We start from the raw sequence: 15,360 nt of genomic DNA on the forward strand, positions 1-15,360 counted from the left end.
AACAATTGGGGTGCAGTTCACTGTTTCATTCAGTTTTACTCTTTTTTCTATTGAATCTAATAATCAAATAGTTTCTTAGAAGTATTAAAAGACGTAAAAAAATGGATTATAAAAATATTAGCTATTAATGAGCGTGTTTTGTAGAGGAAATCATGATTAATCAACACGCCTGACTTCACATATTACTTTTGGTGCCTGATTTTATGAATTCACACCATTCACAAGATTTTCACAGAATTAATGACTATACTAATTAACAGGATGTTCAAATGAAAATGATTATCAATAGCGATTCAATTGAATAAAAGTTAATTTCTAATTCAATCTATGGATGTCATCATTTTCGAAATAAATTACACTATAAGGAGTATACATATGAAAAAATCTATGCTTTTAAAATTAGTGAGTATTCTAGCAATTTTTACTTTAATGTTAGTAGCTTGCTCAAATCCAAGTAATGATACTAAAGAGTCAAAGGCTAATAAAGATAATGGTAGTGATAAGGCAAAAACGGTTGAAATCACTGATGCTCATGGAACTGTTAAAGTCCCTGTAAACCCAAAGAATGTAGTTGCTTTGGATAACAGAACTTTTGAAACTTTATCTGATTGGGGAATTAAATTAGCGGCTGCTCCAAAGGATATCATGCCTGCAGATTCAGCATATAAAAAGGATGATTCAGTTCAAAACATTGGAAATCACCGTGAACCAAATCTTGAAATTATTGCAGCTGCAAATCCTGAACTTGTAATCGTTGGTCAAAGATTTGCTGGTCATTACGAAGAAATCAAAAAATTAGTACCAAATGCAGCTGTTATTGATCTTAATGTTGATGTATCTGAGAAGGCTACTAAGCCTGGCGAAAATTTAGTAAAAGGACTTAAAGATTCTACAGTTACTTTAGGGAAAATCTTTAATAAAGATAAAGAAGCTAAAAAATTAGTAGCTGATTTTGATAAATCTATTGAAAACGCAAAATCTGCTTATAACGGAAAAGATAAAGTTATGAGTGTTATCGTTACTGGTGGGAATATCGGTTTTGCTGCGCCGCACTCTGGTCGTGTTTGGGGACCAATGTATGAAATTTTCGGTTGGACTCCAGCATTAGAAGTTTCAAATTCTACTGCAGGTCATAAAGGTGACGACGTTTCTGTTGAAGCTATTGCACAAACAAATCCTGATTGGATTTTCGTATTAGATCGTGATGCTGCAACATCTGATGCAGCCACTTCAGCTCCAGCTAAGGATGTTATTTCTAAATCACCTGCTCTTCAAAACACAACTGCTGTTTCTAAAAACCAGGTTATTTATGCACCAGAAGATACTTACACAAATGAATCAATTCAAACTTATATAGAGTTATTTGGAAATATTTCAAAAACTTTAGCTAAGTAGTGTAAAGGAGTACGAAGCAGTGTCAAAAAATATAATTTCTAGGGTTGAGAATATTTCTCAACCCCAGTTTTATAATCACAATAAATTATGGACAAAACCTTTTATAATAGCGATTATAGTTGTTCTAATTTTAGGGATTATATCACTGTTTACTGGAGTTTATGATATACGTGGACAAGAGGACGGAATGGAGATGTTTTTCATCACTCGTGTTCCAAGAACAGTTGCATTAATGCTTACTGGAGCTGCAATGGCGATGGCAGGGCTCGTAATGCAACTCATTACACAGAATCGCTTTGTTGAACCTACTACAACAGGGACTATTGAATGGTCAGGCTTAGGCCTGCTTTTTGTGTATTTACTATTTCCTGCCCCAACTTTAGTGCAAAGAATGACTGGTGCAATCATTTTTTCTTTTATAGGAACTATGATTTTTTTTCTATTTTTAAGAAGAGTTAAGCTTCGTTCGTCTTTAATTGTCCCGATTATTGGATTGATGCTTGGAGCAGTTATTTCTGCAGTGTCTACTTTTTTGGGACTCCTTTTTCAAAAGACGCAAAGTATTGAAACTTGGTTCGTAGGTTCATTTGCGAACGTTCAGGTAGGAAGATATGAATATTTATGGCTGATTGTTATCATTACTTTTCTTATTTTTATGTATGCTAATAGATTGACTTTAGCTGGACTAGGAGAAGATGTCGCAACAAGCCTTGGAGTTAATTACAATAGAATTGTTCTTTTTGGGACTGCTCTTATATCTGTTGCAGTTGGAATTGTTGCAGCTGTTATTGGACACTTACCTTTCTTAGGATTAATTGTGCCAAATATCGTTTCAATGTTTAGAGGTGATGATCTTAGGAGTAATTTACCTTGGGTTTGTGTGATCGGAATGGGGTCAATAACTGCCTGTGACATCATTTCTCGAACAATTATACAGCCTTTTGAATTACCTGTTTCTTTAATACTTGCAACAGTGGGAGCAGTCGTGTTTATTACTATTTTATTGAGACAAAGAAAACCAAGGAGGCTACGATGATCACATTAGAATATAGAAAAAAAGAAAATGTCGAAATCGATTCTAGCCTTCATAATGAAAGTAGATCAGCTAGCGCTTTTCGGTCTAAGAAGGAAGCAAGACGTTATTGGATTTTACTGATTACATTGATTGCTTTAGGTCTCCTTTCTTCATATGGACTTTTAGTTTATAACAATCCAGTTCCGATAGATTCACCTTCTTTTATCCCAGTCGTTAAGAGAAGGATAGTAGCTATTGTTGCAATGATTATCGCTGCAGTTTGCCATAGCTTGTCGACAGTTGCTTTCCAATCTATTACGAATAATAAAATTATTACTCCATCGCTTTTAGGTTTCGAATCACTTTATTCAGCAATTCAAACGAGTACAATATTCTTCTTTGGTGCTAGTGCATTAATAAATTTTAATGGAATTGGATCATTTTTATTCCAAGTTGTTGTTATGGTCTTCATGAGTTTGATACTTTATGGATGGTTACTTTCCGGTAAATACGGGAATTTACAACTTATGCTTTTAGTTGGAATTATTATTGGTACCGGGCTAAATTCAGTGTCAACTTTCATGAGAAAACTACTTGCGCCTTCAGAATTTGATATTTTACAAGCAAGATTATTTGGTTCTGTTAATCATGCAGATCCTGCATATTTTCCTATTGTAATTCCTATGATCATAATTGTAGCAGTATTAATTTTGGCTCATTCTAAGAATTTGAATGTTTTGTCACTAGGAAAAGATGTTGCTACTTCTTTTGGTGTTAAATATCAACCTAGTGTAATTTATACGCTTGTATTAGTAGCTATTTTGATGTCCATTTCAACAGCTCTAATTGGACCACTTACTTTCTACGGCTTTTTAGTAGCAACTTTGAGTTATCAGGCAGCGTCAACTTATGATCATAGATACATTTTTCCGATGGCTTTTGCTATAGGATTTTTAATAATGACGAGTGCATACTTTTTAATGTATCATGTATTCCATGCTCAAGGTGTAGTTTCAGTTATTATTGAATTATTTGGTGGAATCATATTCTTAACTATAGTTTTAAGGAAGAGGGCTTTATGATAAAAATTGATAATGTTAAAAAGTTCTATACTGATAAGGTGAAGATAGGACCTTTGGATATTGAAATACCAAAAGCAGGCTTTACTTCTTTAATTGGACCAAATGGCGCTGGAAAGTCTACGACACTTTTGATGATTGGAAGACTTTTAGATATGGATGAAGGTCAAATTCAGGTAGCAAATATGGATGTTTCTGAATCCAAATCAAAAGACTTAGCAAAAATTTTGACTATATTGCGACAAGAAAATCATTTTGTAACTAGGCTTACTGTTAGACAATTAGTTGGATTTGGGCGCTTTCCTTATTCAAAGGGAAGATTGACTAAAGAAGATGAGGTTATCATTTCTAAATATATTGATTTCTTAGATTTAACTAGTTTAGAGAATAGATATTTAGATGAGCTTTCTGGTGGTCAAAGACAAAGGGCATATGTAGCGATGGTATTGTGCCAAGAGACGGAATATGTACTTTTGGACGAACCTTTGAACAACCTTGATGTTGCTCGTTCTGTTCAAATGATGGAGCATTTGAGACGTGCAGCTAATGAATTTGGACGAACAATTTTGACTGTCATGCATGACATAAATTTTGCGGCTAAATACTCTGATAAAATTTGTGCTATGAAAGATGGACAAATTGCTGCTTTTGGAACAGTAGAAGAGGTTATGGATCCAACACTTTTGACAGATATTTTTGAAACAAAAATAGAAATTATTAATGGTCCTTATGGGCCAATAGCAGTTTATTAGTTATAAAATGTCTTGCGTAGATTATGCAAGACACTCTAGTTGAAGTTGCTGTCTGTATTTTATAGGCAGCAACTTTTTTTATGTGATTACTCATAAAATGCAAAAGAATGCTTCACCTTTTCAAGTATGTACCAAACGAAAAAAATATCTCTGTATAACTTTTTAAAAGAATTCAGTTTGTTTTTGATATGTAATATTGCATATCAGAGTGTATTGATAAAAGTGTAAGGTGTCACTATAATGAGGGCATAAAGATAAACCACATTATCGTAGCAAGAAAAAGGAGGAAATAATATGGAAATCGCAATGGCAGTTTTAAAATTTGTAGGTGGCGTAATCCCGTTAATTCAAGAACTTTTAAAAGCATTTATGTAAGTTTATTAATTAGCTATCATTTATCAATCATTATCATATTTTACTAAAAAAAGAACGGGGTGATTTTTCTGAATATTAAGAAAAACACTAAAAGAAGAAAGTTCCTTGCATGTTTATTAGTTAGTTTATGCACTATTAATTATTCATCTATTTCCTTCGCAGAAACACAAGCAAGTAATGTAACTGATGTAACTAAAAATGCTAGTGGCATTGATACTGGTATAGCAAATCTTAAATATAATAATCAAGAGGTTTTAGCTGTAAATGGTGATAAAGTAGAGAGTTTTGTTCCGAAAGAAAGTATCAATTCAAATGGTAAATTTGTAGTAGTGGAACGCGAGAAAAAATCACTTACAACGTCACCAGTCGATATTTCAATTATTGATTCTGTAGTGAATCGCACGTATCCAGGAGCTGTACAACTTGCAAATAAAGCTTTTGCAGACAATCAACCAAGTTTATTAGTGGCTAAGAGAAAGCCTTTGAATATTAGTATAGACTTACCTGGCATGAGAAAAGAAAATACAATCACTGTTCAAAATCCGACATATGGTAATGTAGCTGGAGCAGTAGACGATTTAGTATCTACTTGGAATGAAAAGTATTCTACAACACATACGTTACCTGCAAGAATGCAGTATACAGAATCTATGGTTTATAGTAAATCACAAATAGCAAGTGCTCTTAATGTTAACGCTAAATATCTTGATAACAGTCTAAACATTGATTTTAATGCGGTTGCAAATGGAGAGAAGAAAGTGATGGTAGCGGCATATAAGCAAATATTTTATACGGTAAGTGCTGAACTACCTAACAATCCATCCGATCTTTTTGATAATAGTGTTACTTTTGACGAGTTAACTCGGAAAGGTGTAAGTAATTCGGCTCCACCTGTTATGGTTTCAAATGTAGCTTATGGTAGAACCGTTTATGTAAAATTAGAAACAACATCTAAGAGTAAAGATGTACAAGCTGCTTTTAAAGCCTTACTTAAGAATAACAGCGTCGAAACGAGTGGACAGTATAAAGATATTTTTGAAGAAAGTACCTTTACTGCTGTAGTATTAGGCGGAGATGCGAAAGAGCATAACAAGGTTGTTACTAAAGATTTCAATGAAATCCGAAATATCATTAAAGATAATGCTGAATTAAGTCTTAAAAATCCAGCATATCCAATTTCATATACAAGCACTTTCTTAAAAGATAATGCAACTGCCGCTGTTCATAACAATACAGATTATATTGAGACGACAACTACAGAATATTCAAGTGCTAAAATGACACTTGATCATTACGGTGCTTACGTTGCTCAATTTGATGTATCTTGGGATGAATTCACATTTGACCAAAAGGGTAACGAAGTACTAACACATAAAACATGGGATGGTAGCGGAAAAGACAAAACGGCTCATTACTCTACAGTTATCCCTCTTCCACCGAACTCAAAAAATATAAAAATTGTAGCAAGAGAATGTACAGGTCTTGCATGGGAATGGTGGAGAACAATTATTAATGAACAAAACGTTCCATTAACAAATGAAATAAAAGTTTCAATTGGAGGAACAACATTATATCCAACTGCTAGTATTAGTCATTAGTTATAAAAAAAGCGCCCTATAAGTAGGGCGCTTTTTACTCTTTCCAAAATTGTTCTAATAGAATGACAAGCATGGTACCCACAAGTAAGCCATTACTTAAAACATATTGTAAGGAAGAAGGAACTCCGCTAAATGCACTTTCTGGAAGAAACAATATTCCCAAACTGATTAATAATGAAATTCCTAATATAGTTAATCGGCATTGATTTAATTCTTCACGTAAAATGGATTGAAATGAAATGCCTATTACTTGGACAAATGTAGCTAAAAGTGCAGCATTAGCAATAGGTCCTGGTAGCAAGGATATAAAGTTTACAATTGAGGGAATAAAAGAAATTCCTGCTAATATAAGACTTGCTATAAGGAACGACTTCACTTTTCTTTGTCCTGTTAGTTGGATAAATCCTGCTGATGCAGGTAATGGTACAATTCCAATTGTAGAGAACAACGACGAGATAATATGTGATATACCTCCGACCCATACACCACGGTTCAGTGTTTGCTTTTCATTTTCTTTAGATAATGGAGCCACTTGTTTTACAGCCGAAATAGCAGCGATTGTATTTGCAACTAAAAGAAATGTAAATAAAGTTGCAGTTAGAGTCATTCCAATATCGAATCTAGGTGTGCCCCAAGCAAATATCTCTGGTAACTTAACTAGCGTTGTATGCGAAGGGATATGAGATGATTTTCCTAATACTGCATACAAAAGCCAACCACATGAAATTCCAAGTAACACAGCGTAACTTTTCATCCATCCTTTCCCTTTAATTGATAAGAAAGTAATAAGGGCAAAAACAAAGAGAGCAATAGTAGTTGTTGTATAGTCAGGATGGGTTGCAGATCCTTGTAATCCTATCATTCCTTTTAGTAACACACCACTAAGCTGAAGAGATAATATTAAAAGAAAGGTTCCTGTAACCAAGGGTGTAAATAAGCGTAAGATTCGATGAACAAGCCCTGTTATACCAAGAAAGAAGAGTAATATACCTGCAATAATTAATCCGCCTTCTAAAAGTTGCAATACGTCTTTTGCACTTTGTCCCTGATGCATAGCGACTTGTCCCAATATGACAAATATACTTACCCATGAACCGGCTGGCCCGTCCGCAATGGGGTAACGATGCCCAAACCACGCTTGTAGAAACGAACTTACTCCCACGACTAAAAAAGTCCGCTGCATTAATGTTGAGACATCCTCTATTGGTAAATGGAATATGCCACCAATAATGATAGGTAACGCAATTGCATTTGCTAATAGAAACACAAACCATTGTAGAATACTAAAACTCGTATCAAAGTGTTTTTTATTCATATTATTCTCCTTTGCCGAAAAAGAATCTCATAGTAAAAATCCATCCTTTCTACACAGTTAGATTAAAAAGGATAGATTTATTAAATCTATAAAATTATTTTAATTATATAGATAGATTTTTAATTAATTACCATGTACGGAATGGTAAGAATTTCCCATTAAGTGTAATCACGATACGAGGATCGCCACCTTTTGGATCTTCTTGTGTATCCACACCTAGGTTGAAGTTAATCGCACTCATTACACCTTCGCCCGCTTTTTCTAAGATTAACTCTCTAATAGTTGGTGCATATTGTAACATCATTTCATATAAACGATATGCAATCGGGTCCGTAGGAGGCATTTCCATCACTTGGCCGCGAAGTGGAACTACTGTTAATGATTGAACTACTTCTTCATCTAATTTTAATAGTTTACCAATTTTTTCTGCTTCTGGACGTGTCATTGTAGCTTGTCCTAATAACGCTGTTACAACCCAAGTCTCAGAGTGTTCACTTACTTTTGCAATTTCTTCCCAAGTTAACCCTTTTTCAATTTTTGCCGCTAAAATTTTTTGCGTAGCTTCTTGTCTATTCATATCTAATACTTGTTTTTTCATATCTCATAACTTCCCTTCATATACGTGATAATTATTATTTTGTTTTACTATTTAACGCTTTATATCCATCAACCACTACATCTAATTTACCTGTGTGAGGGTCAATAACTAAACCATGTACAGGAACATCTTTTGGGATAAGTGGATGATTTCTTACTAAATCAACATTAGCTTGCGTTGAGTCGCAAACATCATCGAATCCGAATAACCATTTTTCAAGGTCAATACCAGCATATTCAATTGCTGATAAAATTTCTGATGAAGCTACTCCGCGATCTAATATTTTTTGAAGTGTTCCTTTTGGATTCGTTTGGCTCGCGCCACATCTATGATGTCCAATAAGGAAGATTTCATCTGCATTTAAATCGTATACTGATGCTACAACACTTTGCATAACACTATCGAAAGCAGAAGCAATTTTACCACCTGCATTTCTGATAACCTTTGCATCACCATCGTGTATATCTAAAGCTTTTGGAAGTAGCTCAATTAAACGAGCATCCATGCAAGAAACAACAACCATACGTTTTTTAGGCATTTTTGTCGCTTCACGAGGAGCGTATTCCTTATTTTCTACAAAATGTTCATTGAACGATAGAATTTCTTGTAATAACATATTTGTAACCTCCTTTAAATCTAGATGTATTTTTTTGTTGTGTCCTCTGTGTTATAAGTAAATATAGCTGATAAATAATGTGATGTAAGAGGATAAACTAAGTATAGTGAATTGTATCGATAAGCAGAATAAGTTGGCGAAACACTTTCGGGCTTTCTACTTTCACGGTGAAAGGATTGGTTTATATCATTGATCAAACAGATTTTGAGATACTGAAATTATTAGGAGAAAACTCAAGAATACAATGGAAAGAACTTGGCCAAAAAATACATATGACGGGGCAAGCTGTAGGAAATCGAATTCGAAGATTAGAGGATTTAGGGATTATTGAACAGTATACAATTGCAATAAACCGAATCAAATTAGGACAAGTAGTGACTGCATTTGTTACTTTGTTCGTAACAACGGCTAATCACCAAGAGTTTATGAATTTCTTTCAAGGAGAAGAAGGGATTTCTGAAGTACACCGTATAAGTGGTGAGGGGTGTTATTTATTAAAAACACATTTTGCTTCCAACGAAGACTTAGATAACTTTCTAGGACGACTATTAAAATACGGGAACTACCGTGTTAACTTATCAATAGGAAAGTTGAAATAAGGTTTCTTTTCTTTGGAGGAGATAGTAACATTATTTGCTAAACTTTATTTGTATAGAGATAATGAAGTCGTTTAATGTTTATCTTAAATAGTCAGAGCCTTACTACAATTTATGTGTAGTAAGGCTTTTTAAAGTTGTTATATTCAACAATTAAGCTGAAGTGTTGAGGGGGGATATGAGACGATTTCTTTCAAGAGAATCATAAATGATTTTGTCTTAAGAAAGATCTTGCAACTCAGTACAGGATCTTTAATTAAACGTTTTTAAAAGCTAAATTGTGGTTTCATATCCCCTTTATAAGGTTCATGTTCAACGAATATAGTTATATCCTTACCAGCTTGGTCTTTACCAGTTCTTTTATACGTAAATTTATTCTTATTTAGTTCAGTAAGTTCAAGAGCAGCACCATATTTATTATTTCCAATTGAAACATGGGCTCTTATTTTATTTTCATGTACAACATCGAAGTAGCCATAATCACCGCGGCTTTGACCTGTTTCGCTATTGAAGAACTCATATTTATTAGATTTGTCATCAAATTTTGCTAGACTTATAAAATTCGAATTAAATTGTGTTACATCGTTACCAGCTTCGTCTAATACCTTTGTTCCGTGCCAAAGGGTACCGCCTAAAATTTTATCTCCATCAACATTTTTAACAATATCTCCTGTAGTCGTGTTCAGCTGCTTGTCCGGATCAGTGAAAGAAAGTTCTTTTTCTTTATATGGAACATGTTCAACGAAAACTTCTACATCTTTACCGTTAGCGTCTTTCCCCATTCGTTTATAAGTAAATACATTTTTATTTAGTTTTGTCATGTCAACGACAGCTTGATACTTCATTGATTCTGAAATTAATATTCTCTTCTTCCCATCATTTGTGACAAAGAAAGTTCCTTTATCGCCACGACTTGCACCTGTTTTAGCATCAAAAAATTCATATCTGCCTGACTTCGCATCATATTTTGCAAGACCAATGAAGTTTGCATTCTCTTTTGTTAAGTCATTCTTATCTTTGTCATACACTCGTGTACCTTGCCAATTTGTCTTGCTAAGAATATTAGCCATTTTTTGCCCTTTAGTTAATTTATTTTCCTTTTTTGTTTCTTTAGCAACTTGTTCTTGTTTTTGTTTACTATGATTTTCTTCAGCTTTAGTACCAGCACACCCTGTTAATGCTAATGTGAATCCGAGCAGTACGGATGATAGTGCTTTTGTTTTTTTGTTCATGTTTTATCGTCTCCTTATTTTATGATTTTAAGTAGTACGGTTTGCGATTATAGTAGCAGTGCGTCATATATGAACTTAGTTGCTACGTTTCTTATGTTAATACCCGACTATAAACTGCCTCTAAATAAAACATTAAAAAAAGATAAACTAATTCCTAAAAAATGTTCATATTTATAAAAAATCGCTAGCTTGTTGTAGTGCCTACGAGTAATCCAACAAATACATTGTAATGAAGAAGGAAAGTCGCTAACAATAATGTAATTCCTAATGGAGCCAATCGATTGTATTGCAAAATTTTCGAGCTAAACTGTAGGGGAAATGAAGATTTTATAGAATTCGTTTCGTATAGGAAGGGGATGTCCATGTTTGATTCAACAGATTTTAAGATTATACAATTACTACAAGAAAACGCTAGAATGAACTGGAAGGAAATTGGGGAGATAGTACATTTGACTGGTCAGGCTGTCGGGAAACGAATTCATAAATTAGAAGAGGCAGGTGTCATTCAAAAATATACGATAAATATCAACAGGGCTAAGCTAGAAGGATCTATTATGACCTTTGTTACACTATTTTTGCATGCACCGCACTATCATAATCAAATTCAAAAATTTTTTGAAAAAACGGACGTAATTACTGAAATGTATCGTATAAGCGGCGATGGGTGCTATGTCATGACTCTTCACACATCTTCGCATCAGCAATTAGAAGAGACTCTTGCAGATGTTTTACATTATGGTGATTATCGTATAAATACTGTCATTAAGACAATGGAAAAAAAGAAAGAATAAGATACTTATCCTTTCTTTTTTTTTGAACTGTAATTTTTTATTTGCTCTTGTTTATAAAACAGTTTGCTGACATGACTGTTGCATAAATATCACCAAACTCTAATGCACTCATGAACGATTGATGAGCGTGTACTGCGGGGATTAGATTTCCTTGAAATTCTAAATCTTTTGTTGTACAAGCATCTTCAATTACAATACATTGAAATCCGAAGTCACTGGCAGCGCGTACTGTTGCATCAATACATACATGAGTCATCATACCGCAAATGACTAGTTGATCTATTTTTTCTGTCTTTAATGTTTCTAATAAATTTGTTCTTAAAAAACTGTTAGGGTGATGTTTTTGAATGACTCTTTCGTTAGCAATTGGTTGTACATCATCATAAATTTGAACACCTATTGTATCGGGTAAGAAGAAAGTAGCCCCTTCATTGTTCGCAATATGTTGTACGTGAATAACTGTTTTATGCTTTTCGCGAAATACTCTCAAAACTTCTTTCGCTTTTTGTGCGGCTTTTTCAGGTTGATGTAATTCCATATTGCCACCTTCAAAGTAATCATTTTGTATGTCGACTAATAGTAACGCTTCGTTCATAGTTAATCCCCCCACATATATTTGTACAGTACGTTGTTTGTACTGTACCGTTATTATATAAAGTGTAGGTATGCGGAAGTAATAGCGTTATGAAACGATTTTAACGTATATAGTTTCATTGTGAAAAAGGTGAAAGTTGGTATAGGCACAAATGGATTTTGTGGAATTCACGGCAAAGTTATAGGTAGAGTGGCGTTGTAGGATAAAAACCATAACTTTGCTGGAGGATCGGGTTATGGTTTTTTTTATGAGGAAATGCGATTTTAAGTTTTTGCTGAAGATGTTTTTCTAGGATATGCTGTGAGTGATTGAAGTGAGGTAGTGTCGGATATTGTCGACCGATCGATATATTAGAAAAATCGTTGATATATTGTGAGTTATGATAGATATATTGGAAAAATCGTTGATATATTGCTAGTTGTGATAGATATATTGAAAAAATCGTTGATATATTTGTAAAGGGGTGTTTGAGGTGATTGTGAAAGAAAGAAAAATACCGATTTATATAAGACAGTTAGAAGCGCTTCTTAGAAGGTTACCTGTATATCATCCGAAACGAAATATAATTGGAGAAAACTTGGCAAAACACATGGCGGGGTATAAAGGGGAGCAAGCGATTGATTATCCACTTAGTTTTATTTCTGAGAAAGAGTACAGTGTTTTACATGATGTTCGCTTATCTAATCATGATCAATACTTTCAAATTGATACTATTATCATTTCCACAAAGTTTCTTCTGTTTCTTGAGATAAAAAATATAGCAGGTACATTAATATTTGATACAAAGTTTAATCAACTTATCCGAATAACAGAAGGAAATTCAGAGGGATTTCCAGACCCTGTTTTACAAATAAAAAGGCAGGAAATACAACTTAAAAAATGGTTAAGCTTACATGGATTTTCTTCTAGTCTTCCAATCGAGTCCCTCGTTGTTATTAGCTCGCCTCGTACCATTATAAAATCTTCAGATGACAATCTTCTTCATACAATTATTCATAGTGCAAATCTACCTCATAAAATAAAGTAGTTTGAAAGTAAATATAAGAAAAAAGTTATAGATAATGTAGATAGGCTCATTCATCAAATAATAGCGGAGCATTCTCCACTTCAACAAAATATACTTGAGCAATATAAAATAGAAAAAGAGGAGTTGCTAAATGGAGTACAATGTGAGAAATGCTTAGTTATTCCAATGGTTAAAGTTAAGAAGGGTTGGCGTTGTACAAGTTGTAAAGATTTTCTAAAAGTGGCGCATGAGGGTGCTATACGAGATTATGCATTGCTCATTAGTACGACATGTACGAACGGTAATTTGAAAGAGTTTCTCCATGTTTCGTCAGGTATGGTTGTAAACAGAATTCTCCACACACTAAATCTGGCCTATACTGGCAACAACAAAGGACGAATATATGATTTAACTTCTTTCCAATCGTAATTTTGCTATAATAAATAAGTACTTATACGAAGGGGAGTTTAAAGATAAAATGAAGTCGTTTAATATCGATCATGTTATAGCTAGTATTTTGCAATGGATATTAAATATAGCTTTAATTATATTATCCATTGTGTTATCGATTTTCTTAGTGAATGAGACGATCACGTTTGTGCAGTATATTTTTTCGTCAAAAGAGTATACGTCTTATAAATTGGTTGAAAGTATCATCGTCTATTTCTTATACTTCGAGTTCATTGCATTAATTATTAAGTATTTTAAATCGAATTATCATTTTCCGTTACGTTATTTTATTTATATCGGAATTACGGCTTTAATTCGGTTGATTATTGTGTCTCATGAGGAACCGATGGAGACGTTATTATACGCAGGAGCAATTCTTGTTTTAGTTATTGCTTTATACATATCGAATATGAGAGATTTGAGAAAAGAGTAGTAGTGCAGACGTAAGTTTGCACTACTTTTTTATGTGGAATTTTCCACCCTATGATTTTGGGGCTGTAATCAAATGAATAGTGTCAGGACATTCTAATTTATAAGTTACTTTGTTGTCTTCAATATCTTTCTTTATCTTTTGACATGTAGTATTCGAATATTGTATCTCTTGGTTTTCATTATGTTTCTCATTTGTTTTTGTGTAGTCGACATCATAATAGACGGAGGTAGATTCCTTTTCTTTTTTTACAGTTAAATCAATAATAATAGGCTCGTTCTTGTTATTAAATTTAGTAATTCTAACTGAATCGTCTTTATTTGAATTATAGTTTTTTACGAAAGTATCTAATTTCTCTATGTTATAAACTTCATCGTTTTTCTCAATAATATCACCACGTTTTTTGGAAGCCTCAAAAGTATATGGCTCGTTTTTATCGTTTTTTTGCTCATTATTAGTACAACCAATAAGAGTAAATAAGGCTAATGAAATTACAGATAACGCATATTTTCTATAGTGTATTCTCATAGATTCAGCTCCTTTTCTTAATTTTTAACGATGATATATTTATAATTTTATTTTATCTTAATGAGCTTTTTGGAAAGCAAAAAGACTGTTCTTTTTTCGTTAAGTTACTGTAAATACCTACATTCTTTATTAATTAGTTATAAATTTCGGCATAATATTTTTACATTAGTTTTTACATCTTGACCTTCAAGTTGCTTGAAAGTTTACAATGAAATTAGGGCGTTTGAAATCGAAAAAAATTGAGAAATTAAGTGAAGAGGTTTCTTTTACTTGGAGGTTATAGGAATGAATCAGGAATTGAAGTTACGTCCATTAGAACGAGAAGATTTAAAGTTTGTACACGAACTGAATAATAATGCCCATATTATGTCGTATTGGTTTGAAGAGCCGTATGAGGCATTTGTGGAGCTGCAAGACTTATACGATAAACATATACATGATCAAAGCGAACGCCGATTTATCGTTGAGAAAGACAATGAGATGGTTGGATTAGTTGAGTTAGTAGAAATCGATTATATTCATCGTAGAACAGAATTCCAAATTATTATTGATCCAAATTATCAAGGATATGGTTATGCAGCAGAGGCGACGCGTTTAGCGATGGATTACGCTTTTTCTGTATTAAATATGCATAAGATTTATTTAGTTGTGGATAAAGAAAATGAGAAAGCAGTCCATGTGTATAAAAAGGTTGGATTTATAGTGGAAGGCGAGCTTTTAGACGAGTTTTTCGTTGATGGTAACTATCATAATGCGATAAGAATGTGTATGTTTCAGAAGGAATATTTTAAAAATAAGTAGTTGAATGATTTGGAGGTAATGTTGACGCTTCGTAAAACTGTATGCTAAAATCCCTTTTAAGTATTAAGGAAGGTGCAGAACATGCTTTATATAAAATTTGTAAAACTCATTAGAAAACTTTGCTCCGCACAAATGTATACGGTGAAGCGTTGTACGGAGCTTAATCAAGGGGCATAAATCCCTATATT

15 protein-coding genes and 1 pseudogene are annotated in these 15,360 nt (G+C 33.4%); 10 read left to right on the forward strand and 6 right to left on the reverse strand.

The genetic code is table 11. The features are described from left to right. Positions 1-375 precede the first annotated feature (375 nt). From DN403_RS12625 to alo, 5 genes are all read left to right on the forward strand, one after another. On the forward strand, positions 376-1,395 hold the full coding sequence (locus tag DN403_RS12625) for a siderophore ABC transporter substrate-binding protein (protein WP_149185524.1): 1,020 nt from the start codon (positions 376-378) through the stop codon (positions 1,393-1,395). 19 nt (positions 1,396-1,414) lie between these two features. Continuing rightward, positions 1,415-2,431 carry an ABC transporter permease gene (locus DN403_RS12630; RefSeq protein ID WP_000041823.1) on the forward strand — a complete coding sequence of 339 codons (1,017 nt, stop codon included), beginning with the start codon at positions 1,415-1,417 and terminating at the stop codon, positions 2,429-2,431. Next, positions 2,428-3,492, forward strand: a complete 1,065-nt coding sequence (locus DN403_RS12635; protein ID WP_000631243.1) for an iron chelate uptake ABC transporter family permease subunit — start codon at positions 2,428-2,430, stop codon at positions 3,490-3,492. The genes DN403_RS12630 and DN403_RS12635 overlap by 4 nt, the downstream gene beginning before the upstream one ends. Next, complete coding sequence (locus DN403_RS12640) at positions 3,489-4,241, forward strand: iron ABC transporter ATP-binding protein (protein ID WP_000590056.1); 753 nt, start codon at positions 3,489-3,491, stop codon at positions 4,239-4,241. Before DN403_RS12635 ends, DN403_RS12640 begins: the two co-directional genes overlap by 4 nt. A gap of 434 nt (positions 4,242-4,675) precedes the next feature. Further along, positions 4,676-6,214 carry an anthrolysin O/cereolysin O family cholesterol-dependent cytolysin Alo gene (gene alo / locus DN403_RS12645; protein ID WP_000576735.1) on the forward strand — a complete coding sequence of 513 codons (1,539 nt, stop codon included), beginning with the start codon at positions 4,676-4,678 and terminating at the stop codon, positions 6,212-6,214. Positions 6,215-6,248: 34 nt separating this feature from the next. Here the strand turns inward: alo and DN403_RS12650 are convergent, their stop codons facing one another. The 3 genes from DN403_RS12650 to DN403_RS12660 form a co-directional block, all read right to left on the reverse strand. Further along, positions 6,249-7,529: a purine/pyrimidine permease gene (locus DN403_RS12650; RefSeq protein WP_001034723.1), complete on the reverse strand. Its 1,281-nt coding sequence runs from the start codon at positions 7,527-7,529 to the stop codon at positions 6,249-6,251. A 127-nt stretch (positions 7,530-7,656) separates the two neighbouring features. Then, positions 7,657-8,106: a cyanase gene (cynS, locus tag DN403_RS12655; RefSeq protein ID WP_033669095.1), complete on the reverse strand. Its 450-nt coding sequence runs from the start codon at positions 8,104-8,106 to the stop codon at positions 7,657-7,659. A gap of 55 nt (positions 8,107-8,161) precedes the next feature. Beyond that, on the reverse strand, positions 8,162-8,743 hold the full coding sequence (locus DN403_RS12660; RefSeq protein WP_000926482.1) for a beta-class carbonic anhydrase: 582 nt from the start codon (positions 8,741-8,743) through the stop codon (positions 8,162-8,164). 167 nt (positions 8,744-8,910) lie between these two features. On the opposite strand from DN403_RS12660, the gene DN403_RS12665 reads away from it, so the two are divergent. Then, complete coding sequence (locus DN403_RS12665) at positions 8,911-9,342, forward strand: Lrp/AsnC family transcriptional regulator (RefSeq protein ID WP_002008929.1); 432 nt, start codon at positions 8,911-8,913, stop codon at positions 9,340-9,342. A gap of 263 nt (positions 9,343-9,605) precedes the next feature. Here the strand turns inward: DN403_RS12665 and DN403_RS12670 are convergent, their stop codons facing one another. After that, on the reverse strand, positions 9,606-10,571 hold the full coding sequence (locus tag DN403_RS12670; RefSeq protein WP_042596471.1) for a DUF4822 domain-containing protein: 966 nt from the start codon (positions 10,569-10,571) through the stop codon (positions 9,606-9,608). A 362-nt stretch (positions 10,572-10,933) separates the two neighbouring features. Here DN403_RS12670 and DN403_RS12675 point away from each other — a divergent pair, with 362 nt between their 5' ends. Beyond that, positions 10,934-11,362 carry an Lrp/AsnC family transcriptional regulator gene (locus DN403_RS12675; RefSeq protein ID WP_000460473.1) on the forward strand — a complete coding sequence of 143 codons (429 nt, stop codon included), beginning with the start codon at positions 10,934-10,936 and terminating at the stop codon, positions 11,360-11,362. A gap of 37 nt (positions 11,363-11,399) precedes the next feature. Here the strand turns inward: DN403_RS12675 and DN403_RS12680 are convergent, their stop codons facing one another. Beyond that, positions 11,400-11,957 carry a cysteine hydrolase family protein gene (locus DN403_RS12680; protein ID WP_042596469.1) on the reverse strand — a complete coding sequence of 186 codons (558 nt, stop codon included), beginning with the start codon at positions 11,955-11,957 and terminating at the stop codon, positions 11,400-11,402. Between the two features lie 478 nt (positions 11,958-12,435). On the opposite strand from DN403_RS12680, the pseudogene DN403_RS12685 reads away from it, so the two are divergent. After that, positions 12,436-13,392 (forward strand): annotated as a pseudogene (locus DN403_RS12685) (nuclease-related domain-containing protein). 49 nt (positions 13,393-13,441) lie between these two features. Then, entirely contained in the window at positions 13,442-13,846 is a 405-nt protein-coding gene (psiE, locus tag DN403_RS12690) for a phosphate-starvation-inducible protein PsiE (protein ID WP_000834707.1), read from the forward strand. Between the two features lie 48 nt (positions 13,847-13,894). Here psiE and DN403_RS12695 read toward each other — a convergent pair whose 3' ends face one another. After that, positions 13,895-14,371: a DUF4362 domain-containing protein gene (locus tag DN403_RS12695; protein WP_149185525.1), complete on the reverse strand. Its 477-nt coding sequence runs from the start codon at positions 14,369-14,371 to the stop codon at positions 13,895-13,897. A gap of 285 nt (positions 14,372-14,656) precedes the next feature. Between DN403_RS12695 and speG the strand changes: the two genes are divergently transcribed. After that, positions 14,657-15,172 (forward strand): spermidine N1-acetyltransferase, encoded by a 516-nt coding sequence (speG, locus tag DN403_RS12700; protein WP_001071085.1) that lies wholly within the window; start codon positions 14,657-14,659, stop codon positions 15,170-15,172. Positions 15,173-15,360: the final 188 nt, after the last annotated feature.

Origin of the sequence: Bacillus sp. AY2-1 (assembly GCF_008368965.1) — a bacterium.
GTDB classification, from domain to species: Bacteria; Bacillota; Bacilli; order Bacillales; family Bacillaceae_G; genus Bacillus_A; species Bacillus_A thuringiensis_S.